Annotated in this window: 9 protein-coding genes and 1 pseudogene; 3 read left to right on the plus strand and 7 right to left on the minus strand. The window is 64.8% G+C overall.

Annotated features, from left to right (window positions below):
- Positions 1–16: 16 nt before the first annotated feature.
- The gene (locus ABEA06_RS12025; protein WP_303383371.1) at positions 17–682 is read right to left on the minus strand and encodes a glycosyltransferase family 2 protein; all 666 of its coding nucleotides are present in this window, start codon (positions 680–682) and stop codon (positions 17–19) included.
- A 227-nt stretch (positions 683–909) separates the two neighbouring features.
- On the opposite strand from ABEA06_RS12025, the gene ABEA06_RS12030 reads away from it, so the two are divergent.
- Positions 910–2,961, plus strand: coding sequence for a DUF6541 family protein (locus tag ABEA06_RS12030; protein WP_345311626.1), 2,052 nt, complete (start codon positions 910–912; stop codon positions 2,959–2,961).
- Positions 2,962–3,217: 256 nt separating this feature from the next.
- On the opposite strand, the pseudogene ABEA06_RS12035 reads toward ABEA06_RS12030, so the two are convergent.
- The 5 genes and pseudogenes from ABEA06_RS12035 to ABEA06_RS12055 all read right to left on the minus strand — a co-directional run.
- Positions 3,218–3,910: pseudogene (locus ABEA06_RS12035) on the minus strand (ABC transporter ATP-binding protein); the annotation flags it as partial.
- Positions 3,911–3,985: 75 nt separating this feature from the next.
- Positions 3,986–4,852 (minus strand): ABC transporter permease, encoded by an 867-nt coding sequence (locus ABEA06_RS12040; RefSeq protein ID WP_345311627.1) that lies wholly within the window; start codon positions 4,850–4,852, stop codon positions 3,986–3,988.
- A 105-nt stretch (positions 4,853–4,957) separates the two neighbouring features.
- The gene (locus ABEA06_RS12045) at positions 4,958–6,991 is read right to left on the minus strand and encodes a glycosyltransferase (protein ID WP_345311628.1); all 2,034 of its coding nucleotides are present in this window, start codon (positions 6,989–6,991) and stop codon (positions 4,958–4,960) included.
- Complete coding sequence (glf, locus tag ABEA06_RS12050; protein ID WP_345311629.1) at positions 6,988–8,175, minus strand: UDP-galactopyranose mutase; 1,188 nt, start codon at positions 8,173–8,175, stop codon at positions 6,988–6,990. Before glf ends, ABEA06_RS12045 begins: the two co-directional genes overlap by 4 nt.
- A 103-nt stretch (positions 8,176–8,278) precedes the next feature.
- The gene (locus ABEA06_RS12055; protein WP_345311630.1) at positions 8,279–9,466 is read right to left on the minus strand and encodes a glycosyltransferase family 4 protein; all 1,188 of its coding nucleotides are present in this window, start codon (positions 9,464–9,466) and stop codon (positions 8,279–8,281) included.
- A 194-nt stretch (positions 9,467–9,660) separates the two neighbouring features.
- Between ABEA06_RS12055 and ABEA06_RS12060 the strand changes: the two genes are divergently transcribed.
- A complete protein-coding gene (locus ABEA06_RS12060) occupies positions 9,661–13,761 on the plus strand; it encodes an FtsK/SpoIIIE domain-containing protein (protein WP_345311631.1) in 4,101 nt (1,366 codons plus the stop codon).
- Here ABEA06_RS12060 and ABEA06_RS12065 read toward each other — a convergent pair.
- Entirely contained in the window at positions 13,746–14,165 is a 420-nt protein-coding gene (locus ABEA06_RS12065) for a hypothetical protein (protein ID WP_312396044.1), read from the minus strand. The genes ABEA06_RS12060 and ABEA06_RS12065 overlap by 16 nt on opposite strands.
- A 297-nt stretch (positions 14,166–14,462) precedes the next feature.
- Between ABEA06_RS12065 and ABEA06_RS12070 the strand changes: the two genes are divergently transcribed.
- The gene (locus tag ABEA06_RS12070; protein WP_019309413.1) at positions 14,463–14,711 is read left to right on the plus strand and encodes a WhiB family transcriptional regulator; all 249 of its coding nucleotides are present in this window, start codon (positions 14,463–14,465) and stop codon (positions 14,709–14,711) included.
- Positions 14,712–14,812: the final 101 nt, after the last annotated feature.

The following is a 14,812-nucleotide window of genomic DNA, read 5'->3' on the forward strand; positions in this document are numbered from 1 at the left end:
TGTGAATAGCTCCCGATTACTTCACGAACAGTTCGGTCAGAATGTTCACGCCGTTTAGCAGGGACTGGCCCTTGCCCTTGGAGTAGTCCGTGTAAATGATCTCCACGGGATGCTCCACCCAGTGCGGCTTGATGACCGCGAACTGGTTCACGATCTCCGAGGCGTGCGCCATCCGGTTCTGCTTCAGGTCGATCTGTGACAGCGTCTCGCGGTTGATTGCACGCAACCCGTTGTGGGCATCCGAGAGGTCCATGCCGCTCGTGAACTTGGACACGAACGCCGCGGTGCGCAGCACCAGTCGCTTCAGTGTGGAGACCTGCGTGCGGTTGTCCAGGAAGCGGGATCCGAGCACCACGTCCGCCTCGCCGGAGCGGATGCGACCCACCATGTCGTAGGCGTCCACCACGCGGTGCTGACCGTCCGAGTCGAAGGTCACCACGCAGTCCATGTCCGGATCCTGCAGCGCGTATTCGAAACCGGTCTGCAGCGCGGCGCCCTGCCCCAGGTTAATGGGGTGACTGACGACCACGGCCCCGGCCTCGCGGCAAATGCGGGCGGAATCATCGGAGGAACCGTCGTCAATGCAGACCACGTGGGGAAAAGTCTTCCGGAGGTTCTCCAGGACTTCACCCACCACTTGGCCTTCGTTGAACACAGGCATCACGATCCACGCACGACTCACGCGAAGTATTCTCCCACAAGCAACCGACCGAACCCTGTAGACCGTTGTGTGCCGATTAGCACGTATGTGCCGCGTACCGCGCTTGGTCGGAGGTGATCGGCAGTACCGGCCATGCCACCGGCCAAATCCTGGCTTTGACGTTGCTCAACTATAGTTGTCCCGAATCTTCCCCCAACCTTCGAGGACCGAACCGTGCCCCAGGCCAATTCCCGAATCGCAGGACCCACGTGCTGACGGAGTGGTGGCAGTACCTGCCCGCGTTCCTTGTCGTTCTGGCATTCCTATGGTTACCGGGGATGGCCCTGCAGTGGGCCTTCGGTCAGCGCACCGGGCGGATAATCTTGGCGGCTCCGGCGTTCAGCGTAGCCGTAGTGGGGCTCACCGGTGTGCTCCTGGATCTGGTGAGCATCCGTTACAACTCCCTGACCCAGACCATAGCTGCCGTGGTTTTGACGGTCTTGGCGTGGTTGGTGGGCCGTCTCGTTCCCCGCGGTGGGTACCGCGCCGGATCGAGCGCTGTGGGTGCTTTCGAGGATCTTGAGCACCATTTTCTGGACCGATACCGCTGGTTGTTCCCCGTGGGTGCCGCCTTGGGATTGGCAATCGGCGCGGTTCTGATGGTGCGCCGCTTGATCCTGGTGATCGGTCATCCCGACGCTCTCGCGCAGCGTTATGACAACATCTTCCATCTCAACGCCATCCGCTACATCGTGGACACCGGCAACGGGTCCACGCTCACGCTCAATCAGATGACCAACCCGGACAGCACCATTGCTCTGTACCCGGCCGCGTGGCATCAGTTCGCCTCACTCATGGTTCCGTTGACCGGCGATAACGTTATGGTGGCACACAACATAATGCTGCTGGCGACGACCGGTTTCGTTTGGACCGCATCGTGTATCTACCTGGCGCGCTGCATCCTAGGGCCCTCCCCGGTTGTCAGCGTGGTTGCCGGTACGGCCGCGGCCGGTTTCGGCATCTTCCCTCTTGGCCTGATCGCATGGGGACCGTTATTCGCCAACATTCTGTCTTTGTCGCTGGTACCCGTGGCCCTTGGTCTGCTCGTACGCCTGCTCGGACCACGCCTGACCATTGATCCCACCGCGCGCACGCCCGACACCGCCAGTCGGATTCGCTTGGCCGCGTGCATGGTGGTGGTGCTGGGCGGCTTGTGCCTATCCCAGCCCAATGCGCTCCTGGCCCTGCTGGCGGTGGCGGTACCCCTCGGCGCCACGGCTTGGTGGCTTGCTCTGCAGGCAGCTGCCGTGGCCCGGAGAGGACGGAAAGCACTGATTCTGGTCGTCCTGGGAGCGGTTGCCGTGGCGGCGTGGTCAGTGCTGTGGAGCGCGTTGAGCACCGATTACGTCTGGGATCGTTTCACTTCCACGGCGCGAGCCGTGGGCGAGGCGTTACTCTACAGCACCAATGATCGCAACGAGGTCCCGTGGATCCTCGTGATTCTGACGGCCACCGGAATCTACGCGGCCATTTCCCGCCGCCAGTTACGCTGGCTCGTTGTGGCCCACCTCTTACTGGTGTACCTCTACGCACTGGCCGCCGCCGGGGAAAACGGACCCACCCGCCAGTGGCTTGTGGGCGGCTGGTACACAGACTCCTACCGCCTCGCCGCAACGTTGCCCCTTACCGCAGTGCCATTGATCGCGATGGGTGCCCACCACATGGTGAAAGCTATTGCCGCGGGGCTCAATGGCTTGCTCAACCTGGGCAAGCCATTGGGCCCCGGCGCGAGCCGGACCGTAGTCTACCCGCTCGTGGCGGTGGCCGTGCTTGCAACCGTTGTTCCCCTCTCTCAAGTGGATTCGCTCACTCAGTCCACCCGGTGGGGCAAGCAGGCATACACCTGGGAGAGCTGGGACAACATTCTCAGCTTCGAAGAATATGAGCTGCTCGAGAACATTGACGAATACGTGAAACCGGATGAGGGTATTGCCATCAACCCGTGGAACGGCGGTGCCTTAGCCTACGCGGTGGCTGATCGCCACGTGACCCAGTACCACGTGGGCGACCCCGACCCCCTGTTGCAACCGCTCGTCCAGAACATTGACGACGCCGCACCTGGCAGTCCCGCTTGTGCGGCAGCCGAAGAACTCGATGTCGAGTGGGTACTGGACTTTGGCACGCAGTTTCTGCCCGGCGGCGGCGACGCTGCCCACCTGTACGACGGCGTTACGGCCGTGGATCGGGCGACAGACCAGAACCTACAACTCGTTGAACACAACGGTTCAGCCAAGCTCTACGAGATCGTCGGCTGCGACTGATCCCACCAAGCGCACCAACGCCGACGGCGCCGCGAGACCAGGTCTCGCGGCGCCGTCGTACTTTCTCAGGCCGTCAGGCGGAGGTGGCGTCCTCTTCCGACAGTGGCCCGTCCAGATCGGGATCGTACTGGGGTGTGAACTCTTCGCCGCGCTCGAGGGCCTCGACCCGCTCACGTTCGCGGTGGCGCTTCTTGTCCTCGATGGCGCGCGCCAGGTTCTCCCGGTGTTCGCGCTCCACGTCCTGCGGATCCTGGTGGCGCATGTGGGCCACCGCGCCGAACACGGAACCGTCGTAGACCTTGTTGCCGTGGTCCATCACGATGCCGCGTTCGCAGATGTCCATGACCAGGCCCAGGTCGTGGCTGACGACCACCAAGGTCTTGCCGCGGCGCACCAGGTCCTTGATGCGACCAATGCATTTCTTCTGGAACGGCTCGTCACCCACGGAGAGGATCTCGTCCACCAGGAAGACCTCGGGATCCGTGTGAACCGCCACGGAGAAGGCCAGGCGCAGGTACATGCCCGAGCTGTAGAACTTCACCTCGGTGTCGATGAACTCGGCGATTTCGGAGAAGGCCACGATGTCATCGAACTTCTCGTCGATCTCCGCCTTGGTCATGCCCAGGATCGCGCCGTTGAGGTACACGTTGTCCCGGCCGGTGAGGTCCGGGTGGAAACCGGCGCCCACCTCGATCAGGCCGGCAACCTTCTCGCGCGTGAGCACGGTGCCGGAGTCCGGGTTCATCACGCCGGAAATCATTTTCAGGGATGTCGACTTACCGGAGCCGTTGAACCCCAACAGGGCCACGGTCTCGCCGTCGTAAATGTCGAAGGAGACGTCATTGAGGGCCTTGAACTTGGCGGTGAGATCGCCCTTGCGGCCCTTGACCAACCACACGAAGGCTTCCTTCATGGAGCGGGTGTGGCGCAGCACGAACTCTTTGCTCATGTTCTGCACGCGGATCGCGAGATCCGCCTCGGTGCGTTCCTGGGTGGTGTTGCTAGCAGTACTGGACACGATGATTTACAGCTCCTGCGCGAAGTTGCCCTCTTGGGCACGGAACAAACGGTCACCAATGAAGAAAATGAGCCCGCTCACCACAATGGTCAGCGGCGTCCACCACGTCAGCAGGTGTGGCGGTACGTGCCAGATCTGCGGGTTATCGGTGGTGGGGAACCAGAACCCGTAATGGAACAGTTCCACCGCCACGGTCAGTGGGTTGAGCATGTACACGAAGTACACCCATTCCCAGAGCTTGTCACGGACCATGATCCACATGTAGAGCACGGGTGAGGCCCACGTGGCCACCATGACGATCAGGTCCACGATGTTCTCGGCATCGCGGAAGAACACGTTGAACGTCGCAAACATCATGCCCAGGCCCAGCGAGAACACGGCCACGATCAGGGTGCCCACGATGACCGCGAGCAACTGTTTGAGGTCCGGCCGCCAGCCCGTGATGAAACATGCAACCAGCAGAATCGCCAGCTGCGGCACGAAGTGCACGAACGCCACCAACAGGTTGGAGACCGGGAAGAGCTGTCTGGGGAGGTAGATCTTCTTGAGCAACCCGCCGTTGGCCACAATCGAGCGGGACGCGTTACCGAACACCTCCCCGAACAGGTTCATGACCACGATTCCTGAGAACAGGTACACGGCGAAGTTCTCGATGCCGCGGTTGAGTTCCAGGAACACGCCCATGGCGATGTAGAACACCAGGAACTGCACACCGGGCTTCAGATAGGACCACAGCAGCCCGAGCACCGTGCCGCGGTACCGGATCTGAATTTCCTTGTCGACGATCAGTCTCAACAGAAACCGATTCTCCACGACGTCCCGCAGCCCGCGATCCTGTCCCGGGGGCTTCAAATGCGAAGCGGGAGCTTTCATACGGTGGTGCCATCCTTTCCTCGTGACGCGCCCTTGGCGGCGTCACCGGATACAAGACGACGCCGCACGCGAACGAACACGTGCGGCGTCGCGCATGGAGCAAAGCTACTTCTTGGGACCGTTCTCGGCAAAAGTCTGAGCCCAGGCCTCGGGAGAGGTGAACTCCGGCAGTGCCGCGCGGTACTGCTCGGCCAGCTTGTCCCAGTCGCGGTACAGCCGCTGATGCAGCGCCAGGCTGCGCTGCATCATGCGCTTGAACGTGGCGTCGTCGCGCTTGTACCAGGAGGCACCCGAACCGTCGGCGCTGGAGACCAGAGCGGAATCCAGGGTGGCCATGCGCCACCACTGCAGGTTCATGGCGGGCACGCGGGACTCGGGGTGATCCGACTCGTCCGCCTTGACCGGCAGCACTTGGTGCACGGCACCGGAGAGCAGCTTGGCGGCGCGCCCCAATCGGGTCTTGGGCGGGTGCGGTTCCTCCCCGTGCGGCAGCGGCTTGCTGCGGCGCACGCTCGGGAACGCGGACAGGTCCTTCTTCACCTGCGCGTCGGAGAACGACCCGCGGATGGAGCGCACCTCGGCCAGCTTGGTACCAATGGTCCGGTGCAAATGCTCGGGACCCTCGAGCAGGTCCTCGAGCGCCATGGCGCGCAGCTCGGCGGCGGAGTACTGCATGGAGACCAAGTGGCGCACGTCGGTCAACAGCGACTCCTTGGGCAGCCGACCGCCCTTGGAGTACGGGCTGTAGAGCATCGCGGCCAACCAGCGGTTGCGGGCGTGGTAGTACGCCTGCCAGTCAATGGTGTCGTCCTTCTCGGTCCACGGCATGTGCCATACGGCCACGCCGGGCAGGGACACGGTGCCGTAGCCGGCCCTTTGGGCGCGCAGGCCGAATTCGGCGTCATCCCACTTGATGAACACGGGAAGTGCCAGGCCGATCTCCCGAATGATGTCCGTGGGGATCAGGCACATCCACCACCCGTTGTAGTCCACATCGATGCGGCGGTGCATCCACGGGGTCACGCGAAGGTTGGACGCGGCGAAGTCATGAGCTTCACGCACGCCTTCCGAGGAGCCCCACATGAAGCGGTACTCGTTGACGCGCTCACCAAAGCTGTGGATCACGGACTTCTCGTACAGGTTGAACATGTGTCCGCCCACAATGGTCTTGTGGCGGGTGAAGTCCGCGAAGCGAGCGGCACGGCGGATGCTCTCGGGGTGGACGTCCACGTCGTCGTCGAGGAGCATCACGTAGCGGCTAGTGCCGTCCGCGGTGGCCTCGTACATGCCGCGGGCAAAGCCGCCGGAACCACCCAGGTTGCCCTGTTCGATGTGAACCAGCTTGTCTCCGAGAATGTCCACAACCTCGTCGTAACCGGGCTCGTCACGAACCTTCTCGGTGCCCTGATCCGTCATGATGAAGCGGTCCACCACGTCCGCCAACGCATCGGCTTCGCCGAGGGTCTTGAGGTTGCGCACGCAGAAATCCGGGCGGTTGAACGTGGTGATGGCCACGCTCACGGTGCCGGGGGTGAAGCCCTCGGGCTCGGGGACGGACCATTCGGCGTAGGCGAGCTCAACCGCGGCGGTGGAGGTGACCACGTCGATCCAGTACCAACCGCCGTCGCCAAAGCTCGTCAGCGGCAGGTCGGTGTACTGCTCGGTGCCGTCCATGTTCAGGGTAATCACACGGTTGGAGGTGCCACGTGCGGTGGAGCGGTAGACCAGGATCTTGGCCGGGCCGGTGGTGCGAGCGCTCAGGCGGACGGTGTCCACGGAGGTGTTCGCACGCCAGTAGGAGGCCGGGAACGCGTTGAAGTACGTGCCCAACGAGATGCGGGTGTGCGCCGGGATGTGGATACTGCGATCGCTGGAGAGGTATTCCGAGTGGATCTGGGTCGCCTGAGCGGAGGCGGTGGCATCTGCCTGCTCCGCTGCCGCGGACTGCTCCTCGCCGGCCTCGGACGGACGCAGTGACTTCACAGCGGTGTGACGCTGGGCGTTGAAGTCCACGAACAGCGGCAGCGTGTCCGTATCCGCGTCGGTCGGGAAAATGATGTGTGCGACCGTCTGCCAGGTCCGGGAGTCCGCGGGCTGGTCCGCGGTGGCTGCGGTCGCCTCGTTCTTCACAGTGCTCATTCGTCAACGCCTCCGCTGTTCAGCTGTGCACCGGACGTGAAGTGCGGTGCAATCTTGTTGTCCACCATGGACAGTGCGGCACCAATGGCCATGTGCATGTCCAGGTACTTGTAGGTGCCCAGTCGTCCGCCGAACAGCACGGACTGCTCGCCCTTGGCGAGATCGCGGTAGGCCAGCAGTTTCTCGCGGTCCGCTGCGGTGTTCACCGGGTAGTAGGGTTCATCGCCCTTGTCCGCGAAACGCGAGAACTCGCGCATGATCACGGTGGCGTCCTTGGTGTAGTCACGTTCCGGGTGGAAATGACGGAATTCATGGATCCGGGTGTAGGCAACGTCCTGATCCGGGTAGTTCATGACCGAGGTGCCCTGGAAATCCTCGATGTCCAGGACTTCCTCCTCCAGGTCAATGGTGCGCCAGGAGAGATCGCCCTCGGTGTAGTCGAAGTAGCGGTCCACGGGGCCCGTGTAAATGACCGGGACCTGACCCACCACGTTGGATTTGGAGAACTCCTGGGAGTCGTCGAAGAAGTCGGTGTCCAGGCGAACATCGATGTTCGGGTGGTCCGCCATGCGCTCGAGCCACGCGGTGTAGCCGTCCACCGGCAGGCCCTCGTAGGTGTCGTTGAAGTAACGGTTGTCGTAGGTGTAACGCACCGGCAACCGAGAAATGATGGACGCGGGCAGGTCCTTGGGATCCGTCTGCCACTGCTTACCGGTGTAGTGCTTGATGAACGCCTCGTACAACGGGCGGCCGATCAACTGGATGCCCTTGTCGTTGAGGTTCTGCGGGTCGGTGCCCGCCAACTCGCCGGCCTGCTCACGAATCAGGTCCCGTGCCTCACCCGGCGAGTACGCCGAGCGGAAGAACTGGTTGATGGTGCCCAGGTTGATGGGCATGGGGAACACTTCGCCGTTGTGACGGGTGTACACCCGGTGCACGTAGTTGGTGAACGCGGTGAAGCGGTTCACGTACTCCCACACGCGCTCATTGGACGTGTGGAACAAGTGCGCGCCGTAGCGGTGCACCTCGATCCCGGTGCGTTCCTCGTTCTCGCTGTACGCGTTTCCGCCCAGGTGGGACCGACGGTCAATCATGGTGACCCGCAATCCCAATTCCCTGGCGGCTCGTTCTGCCACGGTCAAACCGAACAGACCCGAACCGACGACCACCAAATCAGTGTTCACGTATTTACTCCCTACCATCTTCACGACCCGTGAGGGTCAAGACATCTTGCCCTAAGTTACCGGACTCCGCCGGTTCGGCACTTTCTTGACGCTGTGGGGGCCGTCACCGCGACCGGTTCCGGACGAACCCGCTGAGCACCCATGCGGCCGCGGCGCGGCCCGAGGCGCCCAAGGAGGCATGCGCGCGGGCCCAGTCCGAGCGGCGTCGTACGCCCGCGTCCCGATCGTGCAGGCCGGACGGTTCCAGGGCGGTGCGCATCGCGGCGGCAACCTCGGCGGCGTTGTGGCCCACGGCCTGACCCAGATCGTTGTCCGTGACCAACTGCGCGGCCACCCCGCGGGCACCCGCGTAAATCACCGGCGTCCCGCACGCGGCGGCGGCATAGAGTTTGGTGGGTTTGGAGAAGTCGTAGCCCCGGCCGGGAACGATCGAGGCGAGCGCGGCCACGGCACCGCGAGTGAAGGCCGCGGTGCGCTCGGGCGGTTGCATGCCGTCGAACACCACGTTGTCCGGGGCCACTTCGCGCGCCACACGCTCCATCCGTTCCACGTCCGAGCCGCGGCCCAAGAAATGGATCTTGACGTCCGGGTGCTCGGGCACGATCCGGGCGAGAGCGTCAATGAATACGTCCGCTCCCTGCCACTCCGACATCGAACCGGCGTACACGAAATAGGGTTCCGTGAGTTCCTCGGTCGGGCCGTCCGGGGTGAAGATGTCGGTGTCGATCCCGTTCTCGGCCACGAACATTTTGTCGCGTTTCACACCCGTGACCTCTGCAAGCTCCGCGCCCATGGCCTCGGAGACGGTGATCACGCCGCCCGCGCGGCGGGCGGACACGGTCTCAGCCAGGCGCATCAGCTCGGTGACGATCCGCGGCACATCCATGGTGAGGGTCGCGGAGGTCCAGACATCCGGGTTGTACCAGATGTACGGGCGACGCCGCAGCGCACTCGAGGCCCACACGGCCAGTCCCGTGGTGGGCGGCGGCTCGCTGATCACGATGTCCGCGTCCATGACCAGCAGCCGGGCGAACGCTTGGATATCGAAACTCAAGTACTGGGGAATCCCGCGCACGTAGTCATACGCGTCGCGCAGCACCGGCACGCGAATCTCCGAGTACGATTCCGCCGCGGTCGTGTCGCTCATCCCGCGCGGCGGCCGCGTGGTGAGCACCGTGACCTCTGCGCCTTCAGCGGCAAACCCCCTGGCCAGGGCGCGCAATCTGAACGAGGCAGCGGCCGGCTCCGGTGTGAAGATCCGAGTGACAATGACAACCTTCCGGGGTTTCATGATTTCCACTGTCTCACGTGCGGGTACCCGTTGCCGGGCCCGTCCACCGCTGGCCTCCGGTAATTTCCCGAGATTTTCCCGGTGCACGGTCTGCGCGCTGCACAACGACGACGCCGCCCGGGGCCTGCCGCCCGCTTCCACACCGGGACGTTCCCACCCCGGCCCATCGTGCGAGCGATGCTGTGCTGGGACCCATGGAAATCATGGTCGATCTGCGCTGGGCCGGCGGATCGGAGGAACAGAAGCACAGCGTGGCCATCGAGGCCGCACCGGGAGCCCCCGGGGTCAGCGTGGCTCTGGCGGTATGCACATTTCTGGGAGTCCACGCCGCGGCAACGATCGGCGGCACGAACGTGAACGCCGCACGCTTCGGCGAACCCCCGCTGGTGGACGGGGCAACCATCACGCTCAGCGAACACACCCCCTCTGTGGCCGACCCGGTGGGGTCCGGCACCCGAGTGCGCGCTGCTTTTTCCGGTGGGGAGGATCATCACGCGCGGAACCTAACACGGGGACATGACATGCCCCGGTTGACCGTGGTCTCCGGTGCTGCCTCCGGTACCGAGCTGGCTGTGGCCAGGGGTTCCCAGTGGCTGAGCAGCACCAACGGGGTCCCCATCCTGGCGGCGCGGGGAGCCGGAAGCGCTGCCACGGAAATCGTGATGGATCACTCCGGTATCCGGATCATGCCCGGTTCCATCCCGCTGCGGGAGGGTGACCGTTTGCGCTGCGGTGAGTCCTGGCTCGAGGTGAGCACGCCCACCGGGGACTCACCCGAGCACCGCCGCGTCCAGTGGGGTGCCGGGGAGGGCGGGGAGCGCAGCCCGTCGGAGATCATCACGGTCCACCGCGGCTCAGGGCACGGCGCCCGGATGGGCCTGGTCATGGGGCTGCTCCCCCTGGTTCTGGGAGTGGTCATCACCATCGTCACGGGCATGTGGTTCTTCATGGTCTTCAGCGCTCTGGGCGCCGTCGTCGCCGTGGTCAGCTGGGCCGTGGGTCGAGCGGCCGTGCTTTGGGAACGGACCCGCGTGGCCGCCGCACTGGAACGGGACCTGACACGCTGTGATCAGGCGGCGCCGTCGGCGGCGGAAGTGGTGCACCGACTGCGGCTGCTGGATTCGGGGGCGTCACTGGCTCTTCCCGCGCTCGGCACCGCAGCGGTCCAACACGAGCGGTGGGTACGACTGGGCGAGGCTCCGCGGGCCGCCGCCGTGACCGTGGGTGACGGCCCGTCGGCCGTACCCGCGCAGCACCGCCTCGCACCCGTGCTCATCGACATGTCACGCGTGCCCCACCTGGACGTGCGGCTACCCTCCCGGCACCGCGGGAACGTGGTCAACGCCGTGGCCATGCAGTTGCTGACCGGCCCCGGAGCATTCCAGAACCTGATTGTCGATCCCACCGTGGAATGGCGCCCGCCGGCTCTTCCCACGTTGCACGTGACGGACGCGCAACGGCACGGCTCGGTCATCGGCCCGGCACTGGAAATCTATTCCGCGCGGACGGCCGCACTGATCCCGGTGACCCAGGAGCGCGTGCGACTCGTGGTGTCCGTCCCCGGTGACCGCGCCGATGCCGCCGCCGGTGGTGCCGTCCTCGCGTGGGACGGCACTGCGGTCATTGCATGCGATGTACCCGGCGCGGTCCCCGGACTGGACGCGAGCGCCGGCCGGGATCGGATGAACCTGTGCGCCGACGGCGTGACGGCCTGCGTCTTCGCGCACGCCATGCAGCAGTGGTCGAGGGTTCAAACGAGCGTTCCCTCGTTGCGCGACGTCTCGGGACTGCCGCGGACCGTGGGTTCTCATCTGATTCTTCCCGAACCCGACCGGATTCCCGATGTGTGGGCCGAGACTGCTCGCGTCCCCTTCCTGAGTGCCGCGATCGGGCTGTCGCGTCGCGGGGCGGAAGAGCTTTCCCTCGGTGATGAGCACCCGCATGTGCTGATCGCCGGCACCACGGGATGCGGCAAGTCCGAGGTGCTGAGGACGTTCGTGGCCTCACTTGCGTGCCGGTTCGCGCCGGAACGCTTGGAGTTCCTGTTCGTGGATTTCAAGGGCGGAGCCGCGTTGGCACCGCTCAGCGGACTCCCCCACCGGTGCACTCTGCTGACCGATTTGGCCCCGGAGGACGTGCGGCGCGCCCTGGAGTTCTTGCGCGCCGAACTCCGACGCCGCGAGCGCATCCTGTCCGAGCACGGCCTGTCGGACTTTCGACGGCTACTACACCTGGCGCGTGCCACGGAGCCCCTGGTGTTCCGGGAGCTCGTGATAGTGGTCGACGAGGTCAAGATGCTCGTGGACGCGTTCCCCGCAGCCGGTGACGAGCTCGCGAAGATCGCAACCGTGGGCCGGTCCCTGGGGATCCACCTGGTGATGGCGACTCAACGCCCCCAGGGGGCGGTGCCTTCTGATGTGCGTGCCAATGTCACTCAGGCAGTATGTCTGCGGGTCCGGACGGATCAGGATTCCGCGGACATCATTGGGAGCCCCGTTGCCGCCGCCATTGCTGCCGAGACTCCGGGCCGGGCCTTCATCGACTCCGGCCACGGTTCTCCCGTGGAAGTGCAGACGGCCATTCTCACGAGTTGCGCCGCACCCCCTGTGACCGGTGTCCATATTCGCCTCGTGGGAAGGAACACACCTTTCCAATCCACCCGAGCAACGGAGACCCCTGATGCCGCAGCAAACGGGGTGCAGCGCGTGGTGGCGGACATTGTGAAGGCCCACCGGGTTCACGAGCCGATCGCGGAGTGTTCTCCTGACCCGGACGGGGCGTGTTCACCGGCGGATTTCTCGGTGAGCCCCGTGCCCGCTCCCCTCCCGGAACGCTCCGTTGCGGTTCCGACCGCCCCGGGCCACGTGGACCTGGGACCCGCGGAGAACTCCACCGACCACTGGACCGGCCGGGCATCCTGGCGCCTCCTGGCGGACGGCACACTGTTTCTCATCGGCCGCCCCGAACAGACCTCGGCGGCGTTGTTGTCCGTTCTGGAGCAGGTGGTGCGCTCGCGGTCAGCGGGCCCGGGCCGCGAGGCCCCCGCCGTTTATGTCATCTCGACAACCTCCACGGTCAGAAGCGCCGCCCTCGCGAGGTCGCGGCAGGGTCTGCTGCACGGGACAGCGGATGCTGCGGATATCGCAAGTCTCCAAGGACTTCTCGGTCGGCTCTCGGCGGGGTCGGAGCGGTTCCTGTCGGGTTCGGGCGGCGCAGCGGCCACGGCACCGCCGGCGGTGCTCCTGGTGGAGGATTGGGATCGATGTTGCGCACTCATTCGTTCGAGCCCGTGGGCCCACCTCGAAGACGAACTGCTGGCAGTTGCGGCTTCCGGCTCCCAGGCCGGGATAGCGGCGGTGTTTTCCGGTGACCGGTCGCTGTCGGCAGGGCGGGTCTCGTCCGCGGCGCGAACGCGCGTGTATTTTCCCTCGGATCAGACGGCCGAGGCCCTGTTGCAATGGCCCACACTCCCGGCGGTGAAAGCGCTGCCGTTGCGTGGTGTCCTGCAGGGAGCGGCCGCTGCCAGGTGCGCGCCCGCGGCAGCCTCCCGCGGGCAGGGTGTTCACACGGTGGTCCAGCTTCCAGCGGGGTCGTGCGCCGTCTCCGGCGGGTCAGGGCGTGACCCGGAGCGCCCAACGAAAATCGCCCCTCCGGAACCGGACACCCGTGTCTGGGCCCGCTATCAACCGCTGCCCGATCAGTGGAGCGGGCCGCAACAACCCGTCCGGGGTCTTCTCATGGGTTTGGGAACGGACCATGTTCCGGCCGTGCATGACTGGAATCCCGGTTCCACCCTGCTGGTGGTGGGCCCTTCTCGCTCGGGCCGCAGCTCATTCCTGAACTCGGTGGCCGGTCAACTCCACGACACGCCACCCCTGCGTTGTCGCTCGACCACCGCCGGAGAACTGGACGCCCTCTTTACCGAGGCGGAACCGGGGACCACCGTGCTGATTGACGATGCGGACTCGTTGCCCGCACCCGTTATCCAGCGCCTGGGGGCCCTGTGGCAACCGGGGACCGGGACGAGCGGCGTCGGGAGCGCCGGCGTCGTCGGGAAGGAGCTGCGGCTGATCGTGACGGCGCGGCTGAGTGACGGCCTGCCATCGCTGTTTCCGCCGCTCATGTCATGGCGTCATACGGCCGACACGCTGTTGCTCAGGCCCAGGAAAGCCTTTGACGGAGATCTGTTCGGAGCGTCGCTGTCCGGTATGCCGCTGGGCGGGTCACCCGGGCGCGGTTACTGGATCCACCGCGGGATGGCCGAACTTGTCCAAACCCCTCAGTGGGACGGATAGCGCGTGGACTCCCCCATCCAGACCACGGTGGACCGGTTGAACAACGCAATGAGCGTAATGATCGCGGCGGCCACGCAAGCAACACCGATGGCCCGGGCACCCACCTGGGTCAAGGAGATCCCCACGATCACCAAGAAGGCCTGCGACACCAGGATTGCAGCCCGGGGCCACCGCAAACCCTTGACCGTGCCCCACGCCGCGGACCCCAACCACACGGCGGCACCCAGCATCACCACTGCGCCGAAAATGATGCCCGCCATGGGTATGGCGTGTTCGGAAAATAGGGAAATGACAAATCGCGCACCCACATAGGCCAGTGCCCCGGCTTCTAGCCCGACGATCACACCGATCAACCACACCGGCCACGGGCGATTGAGAGACTGCTGCTGAGACGCGGGGACCATGGACAATGCCTTTCTGGAGGGCGAGCGGGCACCCCAATTCTAATGACGATCACGCGCGGTCATGATCGGTAAACTGATCAGGGAAAACTTTCAATGTGATATACCGCTCAGACCCTTGTTCACGAGTTGTTCACGTGAGAAAGTAATGGACAGATCATCTTTCGAGGCCCGGCCGTCACGGGCCTTTTCTGTGTGTACGCCCCCTGAACACTGTCCTGCCGCGCTCAGCCCGCGTTTGACGGTGCTGCCGTGTTTGCGTACACACCCAACGTTGTGAAAGGAGCGTCACCGCAGATCATGGATTGGCGTAGTCGCGCAGCATGTCTTGAGAAAGACCCCGAACTATTTTTCCCCGTGGGTAACACCGGCCCCGCTCTGTTGCAGATCGAAGAGGCCAAAGCCGTGTGCCGCACGTGCGAGGTCATGGACACCTGCCTGCAGTGGGCTCTGGAATCCGGCCAGGACGCCGGGGTGTGGGGCGGTATGAGCGAAGACGAGCGCCGCGCCCTCAAGCGCCGTGCAGCACGCGCTCGTCGCGCGTCCTGAGTCTCGGGAAACCCTGAGGCCTCCGGCCCGGAAGTTTTGACGAAGCCCTCGTGACCCTCGACGGTCACGGGGGCTCCGCTCTATCCCGGTCAGCGCTGACC

The organism is Kocuria gwangalliensis (genome assembly GCF_039544365.1).
Taxonomy (GTDB): Bacteria; Actinomycetota; Actinomycetes; order Actinomycetales; family Micrococcaceae; genus Kocuria; species Kocuria gwangalliensis.